This is a genomic window from Brochothrix thermosphacta DSM 20171 = FSL F6-1036 (assembly GCF_036884295.1).
GTDB classification, from domain to species: Bacteria; Bacillota; Bacilli; order Lactobacillales; family Listeriaceae; genus Brochothrix; species Brochothrix thermosphacta.
In genome coordinates this window covers 704335-728693 of the sequence record NZ_CP145608.1, presented here as the reverse complement: position 1 = coordinate 728693, position 24359 = coordinate 704335, and the positions used below count along the sequence as shown (strand labels likewise).

Genomic DNA, 24359 nt, shown 5'->3' with positions numbered 1-24359 from the left:
TAATTACCTCTCTTCTAATATTACCTGTGCCATTGCTATAGTGCTCGTATGTGTGATAGACACGAAAGCGTTCATTCCAAATGGATGGGTTATTACTGGTTTTCCACCTTTTTCATTCAATATTTCTAAATCTTGAAAAGAACATTCAGGGCCAATACCTGTACCATATGCTTTTGAAAAAGCTTCTTTTGCAGCGTAACGCCCTGCTACAAACTCAATAACGCGTGTCCCTTTCAACTTATTACAGGCTAAAATTTCCGCCTCAGTTAACACTCGAGATGCAAAACGCGAATTGCGTTCAATCAATTGTGCAATTCGATCAAGATCCACAGTATCTATACCTATACCAATAATCATTTAAATACCTTCTTTTCCTAGTTTACCAACACTATTTGTCATAGTAAAGGCTTTTAGTATGACTTACTCACTTCAACATTAATTTATTTTTGACTGAACCAATTATAAATTTTTTGTGCTTCTATATTTTTTAAATATTGCAAACTCACCTCATATGAAGTCGTTTCTTTAATAGCCAATCGTACATGTTTAAAATCATTTTTTTCCATCCAAATTGAATCCTTAAAATACATCGCTTGTATTCTATTACGATTAACGTATAATTTTTCTGTTGTAAACCAACCAATCACTTGAAAAACCAAAAAACGTCCTGCAATTTTATAGCCACTATAACGTCGTTGTATAATATACTTTATAAAAAACAGCAGAGGTAACATTAACAAGAACCATGCCCATGGTTTGGAAATAAAATAAATACCAATTAAAAGTGGTGCGTATAACCATAAAATACGTGTTAGAAAGAACGAATGTAATGTCCTTAAAGCTAATCCTTGCTGCACTTCAGGAAATGTCATCATTGGAAAAACTTTGCTCATAAATCCTTCTATTTCATTTTCTTTAATAAGCGGCATCACATATTTATCTGTCCCCTCAACTTCACCAGCCTGAATGACTGATATGCTAGCATAGCCTAAAAAATGTGCAATGATCCCTTTTTTTATTGAGACGGCTTGTACTTTATCATAGCTCACTGTTGTTTTATGTCTTTCAAACAAGCCGCGTTCAATTACAAAGTAGCCCTCATAGCCATGTAACGTGAAATTATAATACTTGATGTAATCACTCACTAATGCAATTAACACACTTATAAGAAACGCCAGCAAAATTAGGACGATAATTGTTATAACGCCATAATTAAATAATCTTTCAATTTGTGCATCGATATATTTTTCACCTATGTAACTTTGCAACTGGTTTATAATCCCAATTAAAACAAATAAACCTATATATGATTTTAGAGAACTTAAAGCATTTATAATAATGTTTTTAAATGGCAGTGTTTCTTCCCATACTGTTTTCTCAACATTTTCGATTACACTCTCATTTGACCCTTTATTTACTTCATTTAATTCACTCGTTTTTTTACTATCTACTGCTTTTTTACGATAGTTTTTAATTAAATCAATATCGCTTGTTTTAACAGCATTTAAGACAATCGTCGATTCACTACCAGCAACTTCTATCTTCGCTTGCACAACATCAAATGGCTGATAAAAAAACCATTGTTGATCATGGATGGATTGAATGCGCTCATATGGCATAAATTTATGTTCTTTCACGAAAATCCCCTCATACTGATGAACACCATCTTCAGCGACTTCGTAATAACGAAAGAAGTAACTTACTAATTTTAATAACAGCAATACGATTAAAACGATTGAACCTCCATATACTAAAACACCACTTACTGTTTGTTTTATAACAACGTTAAAAAACAACATCGCTAGGAGAAACCACCACGTTTTAATAAATTCAAAAAACAAGATAAACAGCTGAATTGGATGCTCTCTTTGACGTGTTTTTGTATGTATATTAGACATCCTCAACAGCCACCTTTACCAACGCAATAATTTGATTTCGTAGTTGTTCTGCCTGATTTTCTTCTAAACCCAAAATAGTATGTACAGTTGCTGCAGTATGGATATCAACCGTCATTAGACCTGCCTTCCTAAGCAATGGGCCCTGAGTTGTTTCAACATGTTGAATTCGTACCATCGGTATAAGTTCACGATGTCTAAAAATAATACCGTAAGCTATTTCAAGTTCTTCCTCACGAATCTCAAATCGGAAACGATGCCAACGCAAAGAATTAATTACTTTATCCTCAACAAAATACAATAATAACAATATAACTAAACCGATAGATCCCCAATAGTATGACCAATCAAACAAATAAGCTAGCGTTAAGTAGGCAATAGTAAGGACAAAAAAAATCGCCATCTCGATAAAAATAACTTGTCGCCACACTTTTTTTATTATTACTGGTAATTGATTCTTTAAAATTTCCACATATAACATCCTTTCTTTAATTTAATTCTAGATGATATTTTAACAAAGTGCAACATTGGTTTCATTCTAATCATCTTGCTCATATTTCAGTAAAATACAGACATTCTCTTTTCTATCTATCTAAATCATTTACATTTCTAAGTTTCAACAATTATACCTTTTCTATGTTTTCATTACAATAGGTCATCTGCACAACAAACATTTATGAAAGGCGCTTTATCCAAAAAAATTAACGTGATAAAACAAAAAAAGAGCCTAGTTAATCACTAGACTCTTGAATGTTAATTATTTTTTAAATGAACTACGTTCGCCTGAGCTACGACGTGAACCGCCGTTTCCAGCTGGACGTTCACGACGAGCGCCGCCTTCTTTACGATCACTTGAAGCGCCGCCACCTGAGCTACGACGTGAACCGCCGTTACCTTTGTAACCGCCGCCGCCTTTGCCGCTGCTGCTAGTACGTTTACCTTTGTATCCGCCGCCGCCTTTGCTGCCACGGTTTCCTCCACCGCCACGGTTAGGCAATGGACGCTCTTCAGTAATATGTACTGGTGTTTGATCTGGAGTTTTAGTTACTAATGCAAGCATTGCAGCAACTGCATCTTCAGCAGAAACACTTTCAAGCAAGTCACGAGCAGATGTAACATAGCTTTCTAAGTTACCTTTACGTACTTTATCCATTACTTGCTCAACTGACTGAGTCAATTGGCTAGAAAATGCTTGATCTTCTGTTGGTGGCTCAAGAGGAGTCATACGTTTCTTAGTTGTTTGTTCAACAATACGTAAGTAACCTAATTCACGTGGCGATACAAATGTAACAGCCATTCCTTCTTTACCTGCACGACCAGTACGACCAATACGGTGTACGTATGATTCTGGATCTTGCGGAATATCAAAGTTATAAACGTGAGATACGTTAGAAATATCTAATCCACGAGCAGCAACATCAGTTGCAACTAAGATATCAATTTTACCTTCTTTAAATTTACGCAATACACTTAAACGTTTAGCTTGCGTTAAATCACCATGAATACCTTCAGCGTTGAATCCACGCATATCTAATGCACGTGAAACTTCATCAACACGACGTTTTGTACGGCCGAAGATGATAGATAATTTTGGTGCTTGTACATCTAAAAGACGTACCAACGCTTCAAATTTTTCTTTTTCTTGAACTTTAACGTAAAATTGTTCAATTAAAAGTGCTGTCATTTCTTTAGCTGCAACACGTACAACTTCTGGTGATTGCATGTAACGTTCAGCGATACGACGAATCGGATCAGGCATTGTTGCTGAGAATAACAATGTTTGACGTTCTTTAGGAATTTCGCTAAGGATTGTTTCGATATCATCGATGAATCCCATGTTCAACATTTCATCAGCTTCATCCATTACGACAGTTTCAACATTGTTTAATTTCAATGTTTTACGACGAATATGGTCTAAAACACGACCTGGAGTTCCGACAACGATTTGTGGATTTTTTTTCAACGAACGGATTTGGCGACCAATGTCACTACCACCGTAAACTGATAATACACGTGCACGTTTGTCAAAGCTTAATTTGTAAAGCTCTTCAGCAACCTGAATTGCTAACTCACGTGTTGGTGCAATAATGATAGCTTGAACGTTATCATTTTTAGGATCGATTTTTTGAATAAGTGGCAAACCAAAAGCAGCAGTTTTACCTGTACCTGTTTGTGCTTGTCCAATTAAATCTTTTCCTGCAATTGCTAATGGGATTGTTTTTGATTGGATTGGTGTAGCTTCCTCAAACCCCATGCGTTCTACTGATTTTAATACGTTTTCATCTAAACCTAGTTCTGAAAATTTAGTCAATATATTCTTCTCCTTTATGGTGCAAAATTGGTATTAAACCATCTACTCAGGAGAGCTTCTGTATGATCTCTTCTACAATTGTCACTGCTTTTACAGCTTAAGTTTTTATCCATAATAAAAGCTTGGTCTCTGATATTGCGTACCAAGCAAATGTGTCTCACAGTAACTACTTATAAACTAATATTCACTCAAAAAGCCCTCGCCCTAATTAGCTCGGCTTACTAATCTATTCTAATAATAACACGTACGAGCATTCATTTCAATATTTTTTGACTAAAGAATGACATTTTTACATTTTTTTTCATGTTTTTTATGAAAAGTGTTGAATTAACTTTCATAATACTAATCAATACCTGCTTATCTCTCTTATAATGAAAACTGGTACTAAAACAGTAGCACTTTTACAACCAATCACGATTGTTTGATTATTCGTATAACTAAACAAAGGCAATACGATCAATCTTTCTTTCCAAATAAAAAAGCATATTGATTGGAAATCATCAACATGCTTCTCTATCCTGATTATTTGGCTAAGTGGGCAACGACATTATTTAATCTCATCGAATTTGAGCCTTTAAATAGAATCATTTCATCACCACTGACACTAGCTTCTAAAGCTTCTGTCAATTTGTTTAAGTCAGTAAAGTAATGTACTTTTTCTGCTGATAATACAGATTTAGCTGCTTCTGTAAAATAAGACATATAAGGACCATATGCAAACACTTCATCAATCTCATCAGTTAAAGAATCCGCAATACCCGCATGTAACATTGGTGACTGTGCACCTAACTCCAACATATCGGCTAGTACAATAATTTTGCGACGATTTGTTTTGATGTGTTCGAATGTTTTCAACACAGCTTTTAAAGCTGTAGGACTTGAATTATAAACATCACTTAACATTTGGATGCCATTTCTGCCCGCTATCCATTCCAAGCGATCAGAGGTACGGCCAATTTCATATAAACCTTTTTGAATATTAGCGACAGATACACCTAAGCGGCGCGCTGTTAAAAAAACCGCGAGTGCGTTATACACATTATGTTCGCCAACAATCGGCACATGAAATTTAATTTTGTCGGTTAGAGATGTTGTGAAATCAGTAGAATCCATTGACGTTTCAATACTCGTCGGATAAACAGTATTGTTCTCCGATTCACCAAAACTTTCACGTTGAAAAACAGCTTCACCAACAAGTCGTTCCTTTAATAATGGATCATCTGGATAAATTAATAAACCATCAGCAGACAAACCTTCTGCTATTTCTAGCTTTGCGTCCGCAATTCCTCCACGTGATTTTAAGTACTCAAGATGTGCTTCACCAATATTTGTAATGACCGCTATATCGGGCTGTGCAATTGCAGTTAAAATGGCAATTTCACCTGCATGATTCATACCCATCTCTAAAACGGCAACTTCAGTATCAAGCGGCATGCTTAAAATAGTATACGGCACCCCGATATGATTGTTGTAATTCCCTTGTGTTTTATGTACTTTGAATGTTGTTTCAAGCACGCTTGCCATCATGTCTTTTGTTGTTGTTTTACCATTACTTCCTGTAATGCCAACAACTTTTGGATTGATTTTTTCAAGATAACTTTTCGCCAATTTTTGCAATGCGACCAATGTATCTTCTACAATTATCAGTGCTAATCCTGTCGGTTTTTCAACAGTCGAATCCGCTTGCCAAAAGGAAGCGTATGTCCCTTTTTCACGAGCATCTTCAATATAAGCATGGCCATCACGCTCACCTACGAATGGTATAAATAAGTTCCCTTTATTAATCTTTCTAGTATCAAATGAAATACCTGTAATCTCAATTGAGTTGTCACCTTCAACGATACCATCAACCCAACGTGCAACTGTTTGTACTGTTTCTTTAATCATTTTATATTACTCCCTTAATAAATTCTAGCTATCTTTTATAGTTCTAGATAAACCATGCAATAAAGAAAGATACAATTAGCCATAATAATGTAAATAAAACAATTGTAACTTCTCTGTTGCGGAAAAATTTCCCGAAAAAAATACGGATAAAAATATAGAATAACATGATTCCCCATAATACATAGAGTAGGCTATCTGGAAAAACTGGAATATGACTAAAGAAGATTCCAAAACCTGTCAAAATCATTATAATAATTAACATTAACAAATCTAACATCTTACATTACTCCCTTATTTCGTTTTTTGAGGGTCAATTAGATGTCCAAATTTAACAATTTGCTCGATCATTTTAACATCATTTTCTTTTACCATCTGTTTCAATTCGCGCGCTTCTCGGTCAGTCACAAGACTGATTGCCGCACCTTGTTCGCCCATTCGACCAGTACGGCCACTGCGATGAACATATTGCGTCAAACTTTGCGCCATATCAAATTGAATAATTGCTGGTAAATTCGGTAAATCAATCCCTCGAGCAGCAACATCAGTTGCTAATAATAAAGAAGTTTCACCCTTTTTAAAATCACGAACTGATTCTTGACGTTGTAATTTGGATAAATCGCCATGTAATGCAGAAATTTTAACACCATCGTGGTTTAATTTTTCATATACAGTGTTTAAACGACCAATTGTATTTACAAACACGATTGCTCGCATGTTTTCTACTTGCGCCAAACGATAAAGTGTTTTTACCTTATCACGTGGATTAACTTGAATATAGATATGATCAATTGTGGTAGGCATTTTAGCTTCGCCTGCTACCACTTCAATTTGTTGACTACTTTCAACTTTATCGAAAAAGTTATCCAATCGCTCTGAAGTTGTCGCAGAAAACAAACTGATTTGACGATCTCTATTTGCTGATTGACAAATAAAACGTGTTGTTTCTTCATGTTCTTCTGTCAGTAAAACATCCGCTTCATCAATGGTAATATATTTTATTTCATGCATTTTTAATTTTTTTTGTTTGATTAATTCTTCCACGCGACCTGGAGTTCCAACAAGTACCTGTGGTTTTTTCTTTAATTTCTCTAATTGACGCTTAATGTTTGCGCCTCCACCCAAAGTTGTCATTGTTACACCATTAATTAAAAATGGACGAATAACATCTGCAATTTGGACAACAAGTTCTTGCGAAGGTGCAAGAATAAGCCATTGGCATTTTTTCTCATTAGTAACACGACTCAAGTGCCCTAAAGCATAAGCCAATGTTTTACCAGTTCCTGTAGGAGCTTGTGCTACAACATCAGTTCCTGTCATTAATGGTTCGTAACTTTTTATTTGTATTTCTGTAGGTTCGTTATATCCTAACGCTTTCCATTTATCTTGCCATTCTGACGGCCAGTTTGTTTGATCCATTTAAAAATAACAACCTTTCTTTACTCAATTCTTCTACTTCATTATGACAGAAAGACTCAAATATTGCATTATTTTATTAAATGTCATCTCCCCTCGTTTCAAGTATAAGTAATACTGCTTATATTTTCATTACCCAGTTAAAATGTTTGAAAATTCTAACTAAATAAAAAATTTATAAAAAAAAGCTAGTAAGTTATCCCATTTTGCGATAGCATGTATATAATTAATCGATTTTAAATGGGGGGATTTTTTTGGAATTACGGCAACTATTGTACTTTGTCGAAGTAGCAAAACACGAACATATGACAAAGGCTTCTGAACAACTACACGTCGCTCAATCAGCCATCAGTCGTCAAATTACAAATCTAGAGGATGAGCTTGGTGTTGAGTTATTTAATCGCATGGGCCGCAATCTACATCTTTCTAAAATTGGAAACCTCTATCTATCACAAGTGAAAATTGCATTAAATGAACTTAAGAAAGCTGAGAATATCGTTTCAGAATATGCTAATCCTGAAATTGGTACTGTTAAAATTGGCTTTCCTACTTCGTTAGCAACAAATTTATTACCTACACTCATCTCATCATTTCGTGAAAAATATCCGAATATTAATTATGAATTTGTGGAAGGTTCTAATAAAGAACTCAACGAAAATTTATTGAGTGGCAATTTAGATTTAACATTTTTTTCTCCTTTACCGATAAAATCAAACTTCATTGATACTTTCACTTTTTTTAATGAGAAATTAAAACTTGTCATTCCAAACAATCACCACTTAGCTCAAAAAAAACAAGTAAACCTGGTTGATTTAAAAAATGAAAAATTCATTTTTTTTCCTGAAACTTTTTCATTATTCACTGATATTACATCTGCTTGTGAGAGTGTTGGTTTCCAACCTGAAATAATTTTCCAAAGTGCTGACCTACATACAATCAACGGCTTAGTCGAAGCTGGTTTAGGCGTTGCCATCTTGCCTGAAATTATTTTAGCTGATAACAACCCAAAAGATTCTCACATTATTGATATAACCAATCCTGCACTCTCACGTACCGTTGGTATTGGCTATACATTACAACGACGATTATCGCCGAGTGAACAACTGTTTAAAGATTTTTTAATTTCTTATTTTAATGTAGATATTGAGGTGGCTAACTAAAATGTTAATGAATCTAAATCCAAGACCGGCACCACAAGAGTATCTTTGTAGAGAAGGTGCCTACGACACACTCCCAGAAAAATTAGCTGAACGTTTTATAAAAAAAGCTATTTTAGTGCACGGCACAAAATCAATGGCTGTAGCTCAACCCTTTCTTCCAATATTTGATGATATTGTTATTATACCCATCGCATTTAATGGGGAATGTTCAGAAGAAGAAATACAACGCTTGGTTAGTTTATGTGCATCTGAACAAGCTGATGCAATCATCGGATTGGGTGGGGGCAAAATTATGGATACGGCTAAGGCTGCGGCTTACCGTTCTGGTGCACTCCCAGTTATTCTACTGCCTACAATGGCGAGCAACTGTGCTGCTTGGACACCGCTCAGTGTTCTTTATACACCTAGTGGTAATTCAACTGGTTTTGAGGTCTATCCTCAGCAGATATCGCTATTATTGATTGAACCACGAGTGATTATTAATTCTCCCATTCCCTTTTTTATCGCTGGCATTGCTGATACACTTGCAAAATGGTACGAAGCTGATGCGATATTATCGCAAATTAACGAACCAAGTTTAGCCCTTGATTTTTGTCGTTATGCCGCACAGATTTGTCATGATATCCCCCTTGCTTTTAGGTGAAAAAGCTGTTGAAGATATGCGTAATAAACAGCCTACCTACACTTGGATCAAAGTGATGGAAACCAATATAATGGCCGGTGGCCTTGTTGGTGGTTTTGGAGACGAGTACGGTCGCACCGCAGCTGCCCATCCAATCCACGATGCACTTACTTTGCGAGCAGAAACACATCAGTTCTTACATGGCGTAAAAGTAGCCTATGGCGTTCTTGTTCAATTAGCAATGGAAGGTAAATGGGATGAAATCGATCGTCTTTCCACTTTTTATAACACTTTCAACTTACCGCGTTGTTTAGCTGATTTAAATCTCAATCATTTAACAGACAACGAGTTGCTTATTATTGCAAATAGAGCATGCGAACCTGGTGAAAGCATTCATTTCCTACCAGGAGAAGTAACGCCTCAACTTGTGGTATCAGCGATTCGTAATTTAGAAAAACATATCTATTAAAAAACAGCAATCTCACATTTAGTGACGATTGCTGTTTCTTATTATTGAGCGTTCAATAAACCTTCTCATTTTCAGGCATAAAGTACTGTTCTTTTGTTTCAAAAATAATACTTACTGTCGTACCCACACCTTCAATTGATTCTAACGAAAGCACATGACCTAATTTTTTCGACATTTCCTTAGCGAGATAAAGCCCCATACCTGTTGACTTATAAGTGTTTCGCCCTTGAATCCCTGTATAGCCTTTTTCAAACACACGCTGGTGGTCTTCGATAGGAATACCAGGACCTGTATCGCTTATCATCAATTTAGCCTGTCGTCCATCTGCCTCCAAACAGCAAGATACTTCTCCACCTTGAGGTGTGTATTTAACTGCGTTTGAAATAATTTGATCACATACATAACTTAACCATTTCGAATCTGATCTAATCCAAATTTCAGGGACATTAATATTTAATTTGATACGCTTATTTATAAAGGCTGTTGCCTGACGTTTGATAGCATCTTTAACAATACGTTCAGCATTAATTTCTGTAATTAAATAATCGATTTCAAATGAATCTAATCGAGAAAAATAGAGTGACTGCATGGTTAATCGATCCACTTCATTCATTTCAGAAAGCAACTGTTGATAAACTTTTTCTGGCAATACTGCCTTATTATCTTTTAAAATCATTTTACTTGCGATGATAGGCGTTTTAATTTCGTGTGCCCAATAAAGTGCATAATTTTGCTTCTCTTTATCTTTATCAATTGATTTCGAGACATAACGATGATAGTTCTTCACTTGTTGTCTAAAAGAACGCATAAACATTTTTTGTTGTGTCGAATGTCCTTTAGGCAAGGCTGCAATATTATCTAACGTTTCATTTGTTGTTAAGACTTCATTTATTTGTCGCCAAAAACGATTCATTTTTAGATAATCAACAACTAAGTAGAATAATGTTAAACACAAATAAATGAACATAAGATAATGATAATCACCCAACCGCATAATATTCCCTGGTTGTGTTAACAAAAATACCAAAATAAACACAAACAAAACAGTAGCATAGGCTAAAAATGATTTTTTTTCTTTTAAATATTGTAAAATAGTCATACTGTTACGCCACCTTTTATTTCAAAATGTAACCTTGACCTTTCTTTGTTTGTATACGATCATGTATTCCAATTTCAGTTAACTTTTTACGCAAACGTACAATGTTTACCGTCAATGTATTATCATCAACAAAACTTTCATCTTCCCATAACACTCTCATAATTTCATCACGAGATACAATTTTAGTTTGATTTTGCATCAAAGTATACAATATCAAAAATTCATTTTTAGTTAAGTCTATTTTATTGTTCTCATAACTAACAACGTTTGTATCAATATGTAAAAAGAGGCCCTCTTGTTCCATCACAGTTGGTTGTTCTAAATCCTTATATGAATAAACCCTTCTTAACAATGCATTCACCCGCGCCATTAAAATATCCATGTCAACTGGTTTTTCAATATAGTAATCAGCTCCCATATTCATTCCCATGATTTGATCCATTTGAGAATCACGTGAGGATATAAATATAATAGGGACATTTGAAATATCTCGAATTTGTCGACACCAATAAAAACCATCAAATTTAGGCAATGTAACATCTAAAATCACAAAGTGTGGTTCGATATCTAAAAATTCTTTTTTTACATTTTCAAAATCAATCACGGTGTGAACTTCTAGTCCCCAGCGCATTAAATTTTGTTTCATCGATTCTAAAATAATTGGATCATCTTCTACAATGTATACTTTCATTATTACCCTCCTATCTTTTATATGTTTGTTCTCATTTCTGGTGGACAGACAATTTTTAAATAATGATAAACAGCCATTACATAGTAGCATAAGTATATCACTGCATAAATGCTTAAGCTAAATACAATGGAAATATCAAATTGAAAACCTAACAATTTAAAATACGCAAACAGTGCAAATAAACAATGACTCATTGCTATAAAAAGTGGCACAATAAAGATAAAGCCTAATTGTTTAGCTACAATCATACGCATTTCTTCATAAGATACGCCCATTTTATAGAGTATTTTATAGGTTTGAATATCCTTAGTCGCATCAATTATTTGCTTGAAATAAATGATAGTTCCAGTTGTTACAATAAAAACCAATGATAAAAACAAACCAATATACAAAATCATTCCGAAAGTCAATTTAGACCAATTTTTATCTTCTTCGATAGATATGACACTCGCCCCATGATAGTGGCTAACAACTTCATTCATTTGTGTCACCAATTCACGACTATCCGTAAACGGCTTCAAATTAATATAATATACCGGTGTTGCCTTTGTTTTTTGCGAGAGTTCATAGTAAAGCTGATTACTTACCACCAGTATACTATTATAAGGACTAAAAACATTCTCTTTCTCCCTAATTTCAGTCGTTTTCAAATGAACTTTTTCATTGCCAATTTTATATACCACACTTTTTTGATTAGCAGAAAAATTTATCCCTTCATTATTTTTGCTATACAAAAAGATACTCTCATTGCCTAATATTTTTTCACTTGGTCTAAAATTAAATTTACGAGCAATTTTATGATAATCTTCCCATGGTATAACACGTATATTATAAGGGTTATTAACCATTTTAGGTACTTCTATATCTCCTGTTAAAAAGCTGGTATGTATTTTGAAATCGAGTTTTCTTTGATCTACTTTCGCAAGTGCTTCATCGTACATTTTGGGATTTCCATTTAACAATTGATAATTAATCATCGGATTATTTCTCACATCAATTGTTGTTTTATAAAACAAACTATTCACAATACAAAAGGCGGTCATTGTCACTGCACTTAATATCGTTATTGTTGTTATCATTACAACTTGTGAGTGCATTCTTGAACGTAACTGCTCAATCCAAATCATGTTTGTTCCGCGGTAAACATAAATTTTCAGTGTTGCTAATACGGTCAATAGTAATGGAAAAAGCGATTGAATAACAAAGTATGTGCCTACACAAACCAATAGGGTAACCAATGGAATCCATAAAAATAGAGAGATGTTTAAAATCTTTTCTCCTTCGGCATCAAACAAACAAGCAATCGAATAGCCAAATAAAATAAGTACCAAACCAATCGTACTAAACAAAACGGTCAAGTAAGGCTTGTATTTCTTTTCCTTCGGTTGAATCAAGTTAATGATGGGAAAATTTTTCACACGATACATTCCCGTTACTGCTGTTAAAAAAATTAAACTTGTAAACACAACCACTGTTTCAATTAAAGCTGGATAAGAAAAAGAAAACCCAGATGCTTTATCAAAACCCACAAATTTAAATAGAATCATCGTCGCTAATTTTGAAAAGAAAACCCCACATAACAAACCGCTACACAAGGCAATCAAGCTCATCGTAAATGTTTCAATAAATAATGTCGCACGTACTTGATATCTTCTCATTCCTAATAAAAAATAAGTGCCGATTTCTTTTTTTCGCTCTCTTAGGAAGTAGTTACTAGAAAAGAAAATGAAAATAGCCATTACAAAAAATAGTACAACAGCCGACATATTAAAACCTAACTGAATATAATTGGCATTATCAAGATTATTTAAAAGCTGGCGATTATATTTTAGATTTGAAAAGATAAAATAGATGGCTGTTGCAAAAATAAGCGATGTTAAATAAACACGGTACACACCAAAACTGCGCTTAATATTACGTAAGGCCAGTTGAAAAATCATCTTTTGCTCCTCCTATTACAGCTAGTACATCTAAAATACTCTTCAAAAAGGCTTGTCGTGTGCGCTTACCTTTGTATAATTCTGTAAAGATAGTACCGTCTTTTATAAACAATATGCGCTCACAATAACTAGCCGCATAAGCATCATGTGTCACCATTAAAATCGTTGTTTTTTCAACCTTATTTCTTTGAGCCAAAAGTTGTAAAAATTCTGTCGATGCATTTGAATCCAGCGCACCCGTAGGTTCATCGGCAAATAATATTGCTGGGGAGGAAATAAAAGCACGTGCTGCTGCCGCTCGTTGACGCTGTCCTCCCGATATTTGTGAGGGTAAGCGTTCAGAAGTATCTTCGATATGAAACGCTTCAATCGTTTTTTGATAACGTCGTTCTATTTCACTTTTATTAAATTTAAGTATCGTTAAGGGCAAAATAATATTTTCTTTGATTGTTAACGTTTCAATTAAGTTATATTCTTGAAAAATAAAACCCAATTTTTCTTTGCGAAATTGCGCCATTTTCTTTTCTGTTAAATTTAAAAGGTCTACGCCATCAACAAAAACCTCACCACTAGAGGCTTCATCAATTGTCGATAATATATTAAGAAGCGATGTTTTACCTGCTCCGGATGGCCCCATAATTCCTACAAATTCACCTTTTGGGATATCAAATGAAATACCATTAATTGCTGTATAAAGCGCATCATTCTTACCGTAGATTTTTCTAATATGTTTGACTGATAAAACTGGTTCCATTATTACCATCCTTTCTTACTATTTCTATTCTATCTTTTTTTTAGTTTTTTTGCATGTTTTTCTATTAATTACCAGCAATTTCAACTGCTAGACAATCCCGCTTTAAACGTGTAAAGTAATGAAAAGAAGATGAGTTTAAGGAAGGTGTGAGTCGATGCAAACGATTGGTTTTATTGGCGTTGGTAACATGGGAGGCGCAATTGCAAGAGGTTTAATTTCAAAAAATATCATTAGTCCTAACAATTTAATAATGTCTGGTGGCTCTGGCCCTCGTACAGCTAAACTACAAGCAGAGATTGGCGGTACCCTTTTAAGTAACATCGAAGTTGCAAAACATGCAGATATCTTATTTATTGGTGTTAAACCAGTCATAATGCCTGCTTTATTAGCAGAAATTAAAGAAACGCTAGCTGCACGTCCTAACACATTGATAGTCACAATGGCAGTAAGTTTAACAATCGATTGGTATGAAGAACAACTCTCATCAACAATCAAACTTATTCGGACTATGCCGAATACGCCAGTTGCCGTTGGAGCTGGTATGACAAGTATCATTCCTAATGGTAATATTTCACCGAACGAACTGACCTCTGTACAAGCATTCTTTAATGCGTTGGGCAAGACAGTTGTGATCGAAGAACGATTAATGAATACAGCTTCAGCACTCGCGGGTTCATCACCTGCCCTTGTTGATATATTTATCGAAGCTTTAGCAGATGGTGCAGTTGCAAAGGGCTTACCACGTGCCCAAGCTTATGAGATGGCTGTCCAAACAATTATTGGCAGCGCAAAATTAATGCAAACAACACAATTACATCCTGGCGAATTAAAAGATCAAGTGTGTTCTCCAGGTGGTACAACAATTGAAGCTGTTAAAACATTAGAAAAACATAATTTTCGTTATGCTGTTATCGATGCCATTGGCCAATGTGTTGATAAGGCTAAAAAATAACTTTTATTTAGTAGTCACACATCATTTTGTGTGACTTTTTTATTATCTCTAAAATTATTATTACTTTATTTATAGCTTTCTTATTTGGTCAATTACTAATGATATTACTGACTGTGACAGTCTTTAAAACATTTAATTTCATAAAAAAATAAATTAAAAAGCATTCTATTTTAAATTAGGGGTTTACTTTTTTATAATTTCGGGTATAATACATATACAGCTGATTAATACGGAACTTTGATTTCGAACCCGCCTTCATTCGAATTCGAATTTAGTCAGACTTGTTGTATATCAAAGAAAGGAAGTGCTAAGTATGATTTATACTAATAACACTAAGAAAGATGTTATTTTAGCGCGTAACAATGATGAATTTCGTCAGTTATTGAACGGAATGATTCCTAACCCAAAAGAGTCGTCATTAATACGCAAACAAAAAGTAATTAAATAAATTGCTCAGTCCTCCTATTACATTGATAGGGGGCTTTTTTTATTACTTGGATACGCTCAGTCTTTTTTCCAATAATAATCCATAAAAAAAACAATTAATTTTGTTTACTACAAACAATGATTACATAAAAACATTCATCTGATTTTTTTAACAAATATGCTATTTTACTTGAAAAGGTGTATAATACAAGTGAAAGATAGTTTAACTAATTAAGGGGGAAACCACCATGACATTATCTTACGAACGAATCTTAGTAGCTATTGATGGATCAAAAGCATCAGAACAAGCTTTTAAAGAAGCCACTGCTGTTGCTAAAAGAAATAATGCAACATTAGGTCTCGTACATGCAATTGATACACGTGCTTTTTCAGCAGTTACTTCATATGATGGAGCGATGACAGACAAAGCAACAGAATATGCTGAAACACTCTTAACAGAATATAAAGAATCTGCTGTTAAAGAGGGCCTTGAAAATGTAGAAATTTTCATTGAATACGGTTCACCAAAAACTGTTATTTCACGTGAAATTGCTAAGAAATTCAAAGCTGACCTTATTATGTGTGGTGCAACCGGTTTAAACGCTGTTGAGCGTTTACTTGTCGGAAGTGTTACTGAGTACGTTATTCGTCATGCACCATGTGATGTTTTAATTGTAAGAGGCACAGCTCCAGACGTAGAAACTGTTTAATATTTAATAAAACAGTTGTATATCCAAAAAAGCACAACATGTTGACATAAATGTCATTATGTTGTGTTTTTTTATAAAAAAATCCTAACGATATCACTATCGTTAGGAGAAATATTGTTTAATTATTTTTCATTTTGAACAGTCACAACATCACGAGCGATTTCTACTTCTTCGTCAGTTGGGATAATTAATACTTGAACTTTAGAAGCATCCGTACTGATTGAACGTGCTGAATCACGGTTTTCATTAGATTGGTTCAACGCTTCATCTAATTCAACTACCATGAAACCAAGACCTTCGATTGCGCCACTTCTTACAACAGCACTATTTTCACCAACACCTGCTGTGAATACGATAGCATCAACGCCACCCATTTCTACTGCATAAGCGCCAATTGTTTCTTTAATACGTTTGATAAAGATTGATAAAGCTAATTCTGATTGATGAACGCCCTCTTGTGCAGCAGTTGTTACATCACGTAAATCACTAGAAAGTTCAGAAATACCTAGTAAGCCTGATTGTTTATTAAACACGTCAATAACTTCTGCAGCTGTAAGGTTTTCTTTTTCCATTAAGTATGGAACAACTGCTGGATCCAAGTTACCTGAACGAGTTCCCATTGTTAAACCTTCTAACGGCGTAAAGCCCATTGAAGTATCTAACGATTTACCATCTTTAATCGCACAAATACTTGCACCATTACCAATGTGACAAGAAATAATACGTAAATCTTTTACATCTTGTTTCATGAATGTTGCTGTTTCTTTAGAGATATAGTTATGGCTTGTACCGTGGAAACCATATTTACGAATACCATGTTCCTTATAGTAACGGAAAGGAATACTGTATAAGAATGATGTTTCTGGCATTGTTTGGTGGAATGCAGTATCAAAAACGGCAACAGTTGTTGCTGTTGGAATTGCTTCTTGGAAAGAACGAATACCTGTTGCATTAGCCTTGTTATGCAATGGTGCAAATGCAGCTAACTTATCAATTTCTTTGAGAACTTCTTCAGTTACAAGCGCTGAGCTAGCAAATGTTTCTCCGCCATGTACAACACGGTGACCAGTTCCTGTAATTTCATCAAGGCTCTTAACAACATCAAGTGAGATTAAGAATTCAAGAATCATTTTTACTGCTTGGTCATGATCTGCAAGATCTAACGTTTGTTCATGCTTTTTACCTTCTTTAGTTTTAATTGAAATTACTGAATCTTTTAATCCAATACGTTCAATTAATCCTTTAGCTAATACTGTTTCACTTGGCATTTCAAATAATTGAAATTTTAATGATGAACTACCTGCGTTGACTGCCATAATTTTTTGCATTTTTAAATTACCTCTTCCATTCTTTTTTAGTTGTTTTTAAACCATTCTTCTAATTTTTTTATAATTGCTAACATTTTTTTTGCATCTGATAAGTTAGGCAATTGTGAAATAAGGACATCTTTTGCTGGCTGTACTTCTTCACTTTTTTTACGGAATACTACGATACTTTTAACTGCTTCTTTTTGTTTGAAAAGTGAGTCTGGTAATTGTAACACCATCTCTAAAGAACCATTTTGTTGAACATAAGCGTTTAACTGCTTGCCAACTTCACCAGCTAAAATGTTAGACGGGAGAAGTAAGACTGCATGTCCACCACTTTTCAAATAATTGAAAGCTTGTTCAACGAATAACAAGTGAGCAAACGAGTGACCTTCATCTTGACGTAATTCAAAGCTTTTTGCTCCCTCATCATTCGGATAATACCCAATCGGCAAATCACTCACTACCGCATCCACAGGATCAATTAATAAGTTACTTAAACCGTCTTGGTGAATCAATCGCATAGGTGTGTGTTGTAAATTCGCCCCTGCATAAGAAAGTGAAACGAGTAAATCATCAACTTCGACACCGGTCATAGAAATTGACTCGCGCTCTTTCATTTGATTATGAACCGTCATCAACAAGTTACCCGTACCCACTGCAGGATCAAATATTGTAACATCCTTTGTATTGGCTGTGAATTTATCGACCAAATAACCCATAATAAACCCAATTGAATCTGGCGTCATTTGATGATTTGTTTGGATTTCATCCTCACGTAAACCCTTCAACAATACAAGTTGGTAAGCACGACGAATTACTTCAGCTGGAACTTCTTCCAATTGAATATTGTTATATTGTTCTAATAACTTTTGAGAAAGTTCTGGATTCATATTTTCTTGCAGAACTTTATGTTCGAAAATATTTTCTGCTGTCTGATAAACAGCCTCCAAATAAGTAATACCCTCTGCTTTTTTCAACGGTTCTATTGCTTGATCTAGTTGTTCGAACAATTCTTCAAACTGAATATCCTTTGACATACTGGTGCACCTCTCCTACTTCTACAATCTTCTGCACATTTCATTATTGTAACGACAATAAGCACTATCCGCAAGTGATACAAGCGAATTTTTGCCCAACAATTTCTAAATGTTTCTTTTTATAGACACGTTTGCGTATAATTAATACGAATCGACTTCATTCATTATAATAGCAGAAATCGTATAATGTTTCTATGGTTACCGCTGATTTTATGCAAGTCTTTCTAAATCAAAAATAAAAACTCTTACATACTAGCCTTAACAAACAAAAAAACTCAGTACTGCAACAACAATTGCTGCAGAGTACTGAGAAATTAATTCGAAATATTTATGCGTTTTTAGCCGCTTCGATTGCTGCTTCATAGTTAGGATGATTTGTAACTTCATCTAAATATTCAACATAAACAATTTCATCATTTGCATTGATAACAAATACTGCTCGACTTAATAAGCGTAATTCTTCAATCACTACGCCATATGCCAATCCAAATGAAAGTTCTTTATGATCAGATAATGTTACTGCATTAGGTAAACCTTCTGCTGCACACCATCTTTTTTGTGCAAATGGTAAATCGTTTGATATTGTCAAAACAACTGTATTTTCTAAGCTACCACCATCAACGTTAAAACGACGACTCTCTTGTGAGCAGACGCTTGTATCTACAGAAGGAACAGCTGCGATTAATTTAACTTTACCTTTATAATCAGCAAGTGTTTTTTCTTCTAATCCGTTATCTAAAACGCTGAAGTCTGGTGCTTTGTCACCTACTTTTAATTTGTTTCCGAGTAATGTTACTTCTCCGCCTTTAAATGTTGTCATGTTGAACATCATCCTCTCTTCTTTTAATTGCTACATCCTTATTATACGAGGTATTACACCCTAATTGCATTTATTTTGCCTATAGTAAGCCTTCAAATTCTTCAGAAGTCGCACTATTGGCTTCAATTGAGACAGTAATCGTTTCAACATTAGCAATTGCTTCTGCCATTAACGTATCAAAATCAACTTTTGATTCAAAGCGTTCTACCTTGTCTAAGCGAGGTTGTGTTTTTGGTTGCTTAGGAGTAAAGATTGTACAGCAATCTTCAAACGGCTGAATCGATAACTCAAATGTATCAATTTCTTCAGCAATTTTAATAATATCATTTTTATCCATTGTAATTAACGGACGTAGTATCGGTGTGCTTGTCACATCATTAATCGCTAGCATACTCATCATTGTTTGTGAAGCAACTTGACCTAATGATTCACCATTAACAATTGCTAATCCATCATTTTGACGGCGAATTTCATCTGTTATACGCATCATAAAACGACGAGTAGACGTCATAATATAACCTTCAGGAATACGTTGTTTAATTGTTTCTTGAATTTTTGTAAAAGGTACCAAATGAATTTTAATATCCCCTGTATAACGCGTTAGTTTTTGCGTTAAATCAATTGCTTTTTGTTTAGCGCGTTCACTTGTATACGGAGGGCTATAAAAATGAACAGCTTCAATTTCAACACCACGACGCATTGCTAAATAACCTGCAACTGGACTATCAATCCCACCTGACAGCATCAACATAGCTTTTCCAGCAGAACTAACAGGCATACCACCTTGTCCCATGACTGTTTCAGATGAGATATAGACACCCTCTTTACGAATTTCAACTGTAATTTCAATATCAGGATTTTTCATACGAACGGCAATATCATCGTTATACGCATCCATAATCGCATCTCCGACCATTAAATTAACATCATTCGTATCGAAAGGAAATTCTTTATCCGCGCGTTTAGTTCGTACTTTAAACGATTGTCCTTCTTTATAATGACGTTGCAATAACGCAACTGCCATCTCTTTGATTTGTTCGATATCTTGTTCTACCTTGATTACGGGACTATAACTTTGAATCCCAAACACCAAATGTAATCGTTCCATTATTAATTGATGATCGGCACCATTCAATGTAATAAACAAACGATCTCGCTCTGCATTAATCTTCACTTCTGGTACATCTTTTAATAATTGATGGACACTACTTGCTAAGCGTCGTACAAACACTTTACGGTTATTTCCTTTTGTTGAAAGCTCGCCATAACGAACCAAAATACGATCATATTCTATCATTTATTTCACCACTTCATCTAAATTTTTGATGACACGTGTTATTGCTTGTTTAACTTTTACCATCTCAGCAGCGCTTGTATCGTAGTTAAAACTAAAACGAACTGCGCCTTTCGCTTCTTTGTTTGGAATTTTCATCGCCATTAACGTGCCATCACTTGTTGGAGATTTTGATGAACATGCACTGGTTGTTGAAATATAAATCTCTTCTGCTTCTAGCGCATGTACAAAAACTTCACCTTTTTGTTTCTGAACACTAAAACAACAAATATGTGGTGCACCCTCTGTTGATGAATAAACTGTTACGCCAGGCATTTCTGTTAACCAGGCAATAAAATCGTTCTTTAATGCGGCTAGTTGCGAAACTTCTGTTTTCATACGTTCCATTTCCATACGCATGGCTTTTGCCATTGCAACTACAGCGGCAACATTTTCTGTACTGCTTCTAAAACCGGCCTCTTGTCCACCACCATGCAATAGTGGCTCAATTCGAAGATAACCTGACTTATAGAGTAGTCCCGCTCCACGCAGGCCGTGAAACTTGTGTGCTGAGGCGCTTAATAAATCAATGCCCATTTCTTTAATATTAAGTGGCACTTTTGATAATGACTGTACCGCATCGACATGAAACAACACATGATCATATTGTTTTAACACCTTTCCAATTTCTGCAATCGGCTGAATACTTCCAATTTCATTATTAACATGCATAATCGATACTAAAATTGTATCTGGACGTATACTCGCTTCAACATCAGCTACTGCAACATGTCCTGTTTTATCAACTGGCAAATAGGTAACTTCAAAACCATTTTTTTCTAAAAATGCCATTGTATTCAAAACAGAAGGGTGTTCCATTTTAGTTGTAATCAAATGCTTCCCACGATTTTGGAATGTCCAAGCAATACTTTTAATTGCCATATTATTACTTTCGGTCCCACTAGCTGTCATGATTAATTCATTTTCATCAACTGCTAACAGTTGTGCCATTTGTTTTTTTGATTCTCGATAAAGCTTTTCAACTTTACCACCTAATCCATGTAACGATGATGGATTAGCAAAATATTGTGTCGCGACCTGCCCATAAGCTTTCACAACTTCAGGATAAGGTTGCGTTGTTGCACTATTGTCCAAATAAATCATTTCTATCACCTTTCTTTACACAACAATGCCAGATAAACACTATGTTTTATCTGGCACCAGACTGTAGATAAACGCTGTTCAAGGTCGTCACTCTTTGCTTGCTCGGGATTACGTACTATAAGTACGCGCACCGTCACGCGCTCGTCGTTCCTACTATAACAGCATTTCTATCCAGCCTTCTCATATCATAGTCAAAGTCGCTTAAATCATCTTCAAAGAAAAAACAGTTTTCGAGACTTTGTGACTTTTACTAAAGATAAACGCTGTTCAAGGTCGTCACTCTTTGCTTGCTCGGGATTACGTACTATAAGTACGCGCACCGTCACGCGCTCGTCGTTCCTACTATAACAGCATTTCTATCCAGCCTTCTCATATCATAGTCACAGTCGCTTAAATCATCTTCAAAGAAAAAACAGTTTTCGAGACTTTGTATACAATCTGATGTCAGATAAACACTCTGTTTTATCTGGCACCTTCATTCTACTTATCTTTCTAAAACACAACCATATCAGTCTTTAAATTACCAACTAATTTTATACGACTTCAACTAAAATATCAATCTTTTAATAATGATAATTTGTATTTGCAAGTTGTTCTTCAACACGTTTCACTGCGCCTGCTTCAACTTTTTCTAAACTTTTAGCAGCAATCTCTAAAGCTTTATTATAATCATGTTCGTCATCATAATAACCTTCTGCAACTTGTAATTGCATCGCTAATTCTTGATTTTTAAAACGGTAGCGGTTTGCATATTGAATAACACCTTCAACTAGACGAGCATTTTCAACCATTTCATAAATACCTGATTCAACCCCGTCTACTCTGTTTGCCGCCTCATTCCACAAACTGTTCATCGCGCTTACATTAATTGGTGTTTCTTCTAATGAAGCATTTAATGAACCTACACTGATATAAGCCTCTTCGATTGATTCTTTTAAATCAGTCGGCACACCGGGTATACGACAGCGTTGGATATAACTTTCTAATTTTAAAAGACGGTCAATATAACTGTTAGCTTTTGCTTTAGCTGCTAATTCATCTTTGCGAATTTTTTTCAATTGTTCACTGTATTCTTGTTGCAATACTTTATTTTCAGCAATTGTTTCTTGTAAAGCAACAATCAATTCAGCGATACTCGAGTGATCAACAGTACCTTCTGAAAAGGCAATTTTAGCCTGCTCATAGTTTTGTTCTGCACGCTTTAAGTTTTTGCGCATGCTCGCTGGTTTAGCAGCTGTTTCTTCACTTAATTCATATTTTTCAGAAACTGTTTTTGCTTCAGAATAAAGCATCTCAACAGCATCTTGCTCCATTTTCAATTGATGCTCTGTCTCCAATTGTTCATTTTCAACAAATTGTCGCGCCACAGCTTCTGCTTCCAATTGATCATAAAGACTGTTAACTTTCTCTGTAATACGTTCAATTTCTAAAGTCGCTTCTTGGTTATCACCAGAAGATACCAATGATTCTACACCTTTAAGTTCTTCTTTAAAACTTTCAATCGCTTGATCACAATTGATAAGGTTAAGCGAATAGCCCTGCGCTTTCATACCATTATAACCACGTGAAAGTTGAACGAATTCATTAGGCAATTCATGATTTAATTTTTGTAGGAGTGGTGGAATTTCTTTGATCTGTGTTTCCAAAGATGTAATATGCGCTTCAATCGTATCTTTATTACGATAGTACTCAAGAAAATCACCCATATTATATTGTTCATTCGCTTGTGTAATTTCTTCACGCAAACGCTTCTCTTCACTTTCAAGTCGTTCTATTTGTGAACCAAATGTATACGCTTGTGTTAGTAATACTTTACGTGATTCTATCAACTTATCATCAGCTTCTTCTAAAGAACGTTCTACCTCAGCATGATGTTTAGTTAAACGATCAAGATTCTTTGTAATAGTATCAATTTCTTTTTCCATACTATCTAATAATCTTTCAGTTTCTAACGCTGTCGGTTTCACTGATGTAATACGAAACATCTCATTATCTTGCTCCATTTCATGAAGTAATTCCTCCACTTTCGGCAAGTTTTTATCGATTAAGTGCTCCCAACGTTGACGTTCACCCTCAAACGCTTCTTTTGTTTCACCACTAAGTGCAATCTTTTTCACTGAATTTAGTTTATCAATGACAGGTCGATCGAATAATACTTTTTTCCTAATTTCGAGTGCTTCAATTAATTTATCCGCACGACGTCTCATCATATAAAATACCACTAAGATGATAATTACAATGACGATAAAAACGATTAAGACTTTTAAAAACATGGTCATCCCCCTGTCGTTAGCTTCATTAATGTATACCATTATTTTTTTCGATTTTTTAATTTTCAAATGTCCATAGACATAGTCTATAATAACACTATTACGTGAAAAAATAAAATGTTAGAGCTGTTTTTTTCAGACTAATAGTTATGTTTT

23 protein-coding genes are annotated in these 24359 nt (G+C 34.8%); 6 read left to right on the top strand and 17 right to left on the bottom strand.

Annotated elements, in window-relative coordinates; translation table 11 throughout:
* Positions 1–3 precede the first annotated feature (3 nt).
* From acpS to V6S17_RS03670, 7 genes are all read right to left on the bottom strand, one after another.
* The gene (acpS, locus tag V6S17_RS03700; protein ID WP_029090553.1) at positions 4–357 is read right to left on the bottom strand and encodes a holo-ACP synthase; all 354 of its coding nucleotides are present in this window, start codon (positions 355–357) and stop codon (positions 4–6) included.
* Positions 358–440: 83 nt separating this feature from the next.
* On the bottom strand, positions 441–1898 hold the full coding sequence (locus V6S17_RS03695) for a PH domain-containing protein (RefSeq protein ID WP_029090554.1): 1458 nt from the start codon (positions 1896–1898) through the stop codon (positions 441–443).
* Positions 1891–2367 (bottom strand): PH domain-containing protein, encoded by a 477-nt coding sequence (locus V6S17_RS03690; protein WP_029090555.1) that lies wholly within the window; start codon positions 2365–2367, stop codon positions 1891–1893. The genes V6S17_RS03695 and V6S17_RS03690 overlap by 8 nt, the downstream gene beginning before the upstream one ends.
* A 285-nt stretch (positions 2368–2652) precedes the next feature.
* The gene (locus tag V6S17_RS03685) at positions 2653–4206 is read right to left on the bottom strand and encodes a DEAD/DEAH box helicase (RefSeq protein ID WP_029090556.1); all 1554 of its coding nucleotides are present in this window, start codon (positions 4204–4206) and stop codon (positions 2653–2655) included.
* Between the two features lie 522 nt (positions 4207–4728).
* The gene (locus tag V6S17_RS03680) at positions 4729–6093 is read right to left on the bottom strand and encodes a UDP-N-acetylmuramoyl-tripeptide--D-alanyl-D-alanine ligase (protein WP_232011767.1); all 1365 of its coding nucleotides are present in this window, start codon (positions 6091–6093) and stop codon (positions 4729–4731) included.
* 43 nt (positions 6094–6136) lie between these two features.
* On the bottom strand, positions 6137–6370 hold the full coding sequence (locus tag V6S17_RS03675; RefSeq protein WP_029090558.1) for a hypothetical protein: 234 nt from the start codon (positions 6368–6370) through the stop codon (positions 6137–6139).
* Between the two features lie 14 nt (positions 6371–6384).
* Complete coding sequence (locus V6S17_RS03670) at positions 6385–7509, bottom strand: DEAD/DEAH box helicase (protein WP_029090559.1); 1125 nt, start codon at positions 7507–7509, stop codon at positions 6385–6387.
* 251 nt (positions 7510–7760) lie between these two features.
* On the opposite strand from V6S17_RS03670, the gene V6S17_RS03665 reads away from it, so the two are divergent.
* From V6S17_RS03665 to V6S17_RS03655, 3 genes are read left to right on the top strand one after another with little or no spacing between them, the layout of a single operon-like run.
* A complete protein-coding gene (locus tag V6S17_RS03665) occupies positions 7761–8666 on the top strand; it encodes a LysR family transcriptional regulator (RefSeq protein ID WP_029090560.1) in 906 nt (301 codons plus the stop codon).
* A 1-nt stretch (position 8667) separates the two neighbouring features.
* Positions 8668–9309 (top strand): iron-containing alcohol dehydrogenase, encoded by a 642-nt coding sequence (locus V6S17_RS03660; protein WP_051457224.1) that lies wholly within the window; start codon positions 8668–8670, stop codon positions 9307–9309.
* A gap of 16 nt (positions 9310–9325) precedes the next feature.
* Positions 9326–9757, top strand: a complete 432-nt coding sequence (locus V6S17_RS03655; protein WP_157678956.1) for an iron-containing alcohol dehydrogenase — start codon at positions 9326–9328, stop codon at positions 9755–9757.
* A gap of 52 nt (positions 9758–9809) precedes the next feature.
* Here V6S17_RS03655 and V6S17_RS03650 read toward each other — a convergent pair whose 3' ends face one another.
* Genes V6S17_RS03650 through V6S17_RS03635 form a run of 4 tightly spaced genes read right to left on the bottom strand, consistent with a single transcriptional unit; the run spans position 9810 to position 14241 of the window.
* The gene (locus V6S17_RS03650; protein WP_029090561.1) at positions 9810–10856 is read right to left on the bottom strand and encodes a sensor histidine kinase; all 1047 of its coding nucleotides are present in this window, start codon (positions 10854–10856) and stop codon (positions 9810–9812) included.
* 16 nt (positions 10857–10872) lie between these two features.
* A complete protein-coding gene (locus V6S17_RS03645) occupies positions 10873–11547 on the bottom strand; it encodes a response regulator transcription factor (protein ID WP_036026733.1) in 675 nt (224 codons plus the stop codon).
* A 17-nt stretch (positions 11548–11564) separates the two neighbouring features.
* Complete coding sequence (locus V6S17_RS03640; RefSeq protein ID WP_029090563.1) at positions 11565–13487, bottom strand: FtsX-like permease family protein; 1923 nt, start codon at positions 13485–13487, stop codon at positions 11565–11567.
* On the bottom strand, positions 13462–14241 hold the full coding sequence (locus tag V6S17_RS03635; RefSeq protein ID WP_029090564.1) for an ABC transporter ATP-binding protein: 780 nt from the start codon (positions 14239–14241) through the stop codon (positions 13462–13464). Before V6S17_RS03635 ends, V6S17_RS03640 begins: the two co-directional genes overlap by 26 nt.
* Positions 14242–14395: 154 nt before the next feature.
* Here V6S17_RS03635 and proC point away from each other — a divergent pair, with 154 nt between their 5' ends.
* The 3 genes from proC to V6S17_RS03620 all read left to right on the top strand — a co-directional run bounded on the left by proC (position 14396) and on the right by V6S17_RS03620 (position 16329).
* Positions 14396–15193, top strand: coding sequence for a pyrroline-5-carboxylate reductase (gene proC, locus V6S17_RS03630; RefSeq protein WP_029090565.1), 798 nt, complete (start codon positions 14396–14398; stop codon positions 15191–15193).
* A 313-nt stretch (positions 15194–15506) separates the two neighbouring features.
* Complete coding sequence (locus V6S17_RS03625; RefSeq protein WP_256084907.1) at positions 15507–15641, top strand: hypothetical protein; 135 nt, start codon at positions 15507–15509, stop codon at positions 15639–15641.
* A gap of 226 nt (positions 15642–15867) precedes the next feature.
* Complete coding sequence (locus tag V6S17_RS03620) at positions 15868–16329, top strand: universal stress protein (RefSeq protein WP_029090566.1); 462 nt, start codon at positions 15868–15870, stop codon at positions 16327–16329.
* A gap of 122 nt (positions 16330–16451) precedes the next feature.
* On the opposite strand, the gene V6S17_RS03615 is transcribed toward V6S17_RS03620, so the two are convergent.
* The 6 genes from V6S17_RS03615 to V6S17_RS03590 form a co-directional block, all read right to left on the bottom strand.
* On the bottom strand, positions 16452–17657 hold the full coding sequence (locus V6S17_RS03615; protein ID WP_029090567.1) for an acetate/propionate family kinase: 1206 nt from the start codon (positions 17655–17657) through the stop codon (positions 16452–16454).
* A 26-nt stretch (positions 17658–17683) separates the two neighbouring features.
* Positions 17684–18676 (bottom strand): class I SAM-dependent methyltransferase, encoded by a 993-nt coding sequence (locus V6S17_RS03610; RefSeq protein WP_029090568.1) that lies wholly within the window; start codon positions 18674–18676, stop codon positions 17684–17686.
* Between the two features lie 328 nt (positions 18677–19004).
* The gene (gene tpx, locus V6S17_RS03605; RefSeq protein WP_029090569.1) at positions 19005–19496 is read right to left on the bottom strand and encodes a thiol peroxidase; all 492 of its coding nucleotides are present in this window, start codon (positions 19494–19496) and stop codon (positions 19005–19007) included.
* 79 nt (positions 19497–19575) lie between these two features.
* The gene (gene thiI / locus V6S17_RS03600; protein WP_029090570.1) at positions 19576–20790 is read right to left on the bottom strand and encodes a tRNA uracil 4-sulfurtransferase ThiI; all 1215 of its coding nucleotides are present in this window, start codon (positions 20788–20790) and stop codon (positions 19576–19578) included.
* Between the two features lie 3 nt (positions 20791–20793).
* A complete protein-coding gene (locus V6S17_RS03595; RefSeq protein ID WP_029090571.1) occupies positions 20794–21933 on the bottom strand; it encodes a cysteine desulfurase family protein in 1140 nt (379 codons plus the stop codon).
* 563 nt (positions 21934–22496) lie between these two features.
* The gene (locus V6S17_RS03590) at positions 22497–24206 is read right to left on the bottom strand and encodes a septation ring formation regulator EzrA (protein WP_029090572.1); all 1710 of its coding nucleotides are present in this window, start codon (positions 24204–24206) and stop codon (positions 22497–22499) included.
* Positions 24207–24359 lie beyond the last annotated feature (153 nt).

Excerpts from the sequence above, each read along its gene's own strand:
- V6S17_RS03680 (WP_232011767.1), bottom strand. The coding sequence starts at position 6,093 with ATGATTAAAGAAACAGTACAAACAGTTGCACGTTGGGTTGATGGTATC.
- V6S17_RS03675 (WP_029090558.1), bottom strand. The coding sequence starts at position 6,370 with ATGTTAGATTTGTTAATGTTAATTATTATAATGATTTTGACAGGTTTT.
- proC (WP_029090565.1), top strand. The coding sequence starts at position 14,396 with ATGCAAACGATTGGTTTTATTGGCGTTGGTAACATGGGAGGCGCAATT.
- V6S17_RS03620 (WP_029090566.1), top strand. The coding sequence starts at position 15,868 with ATGACATTATCTTACGAACGAATCTTAGTAGCTATTGATGGATCAAAA.
- V6S17_RS03660 (WP_051457224.1), top strand. The coding sequence starts at position 8,668 with ATGTTAATGAATCTAAATCCAAGACCGGCACCACAAGAGTATCTTTGT.
- V6S17_RS03635 (WP_029090564.1), bottom strand. The coding sequence starts at position 14,241 with ATGGAACCAGTTTTATCAGTCAAACATATTAGAAAAATCTACGGTAAG.
- V6S17_RS03615 (WP_029090567.1), bottom strand. The coding sequence starts at position 17,657 with ATGCAAAAAATTATGGCAGTCAACGCAGGTAGTTCATCATTAAAATTT.
- tpx (WP_029090569.1), bottom strand. The coding sequence starts at position 19,496 with ATGACAACATTTAAAGGCGGAGAAGTAACATTACTCGGAAACAAATTA.
- V6S17_RS03650 (WP_029090561.1), bottom strand. The coding sequence starts at position 10,856 with ATGACTATTTTACAATATTTAAAAGAAAAAAAATCATTTTTAGCCTAT.
- V6S17_RS03655 (WP_157678956.1), top strand. The coding sequence starts at position 9,326 with ATGCGTAATAAACAGCCTACCTACACTTGGATCAAAGTGATGGAAACC.
- V6S17_RS03695 (WP_029090554.1), bottom strand. The coding sequence starts at position 1,898 with ATGTCTAATATACATACAAAAACACGTCAAAGAGAGCATCCAATTCAG.
- acpS (WP_029090553.1), bottom strand. The coding sequence starts at position 357 with ATGATTATTGGTATAGGTATAGATACTGTGGATCTTGATCGAATTGCA.
- V6S17_RS03590 (WP_029090572.1), bottom strand. The coding sequence starts at position 24,206 with ATGTTTTTAAAAGTCTTAATCGTTTTTATCGTCATTGTAATTATCATC.
- V6S17_RS03640 (WP_029090563.1), bottom strand. The coding sequence starts at position 13,487 with ATGATTTTTCAACTGGCCTTACGTAATATTAAGCGCAGTTTTGGTGTG.
- V6S17_RS03595 (WP_029090571.1), bottom strand. The coding sequence starts at position 21,933 with ATGATTTATTTGGACAATAGTGCAACAACGCAACCTTATCCTGAAGTT.
- V6S17_RS03610 (WP_029090568.1), bottom strand. The coding sequence starts at position 18,676 with ATGTCAAAGGATATTCAGTTTGAAGAATTGTTCGAACAACTAGATCAA.
- V6S17_RS03670 (WP_029090559.1), bottom strand. The coding sequence starts at position 7,509 with ATGGATCAAACAAACTGGCCGTCAGAATGGCAAGATAAATGGAAAGCG.
- V6S17_RS03625 (WP_256084907.1), top strand. The coding sequence starts at position 15,507 with ATGATTTATACTAATAACACTAAGAAAGATGTTATTTTAGCGCGTAAC.
- V6S17_RS03645 (WP_036026733.1), bottom strand. The coding sequence starts at position 11,547 with ATGAAAGTATACATTGTAGAAGATGATCCAATTATTTTAGAATCGATG.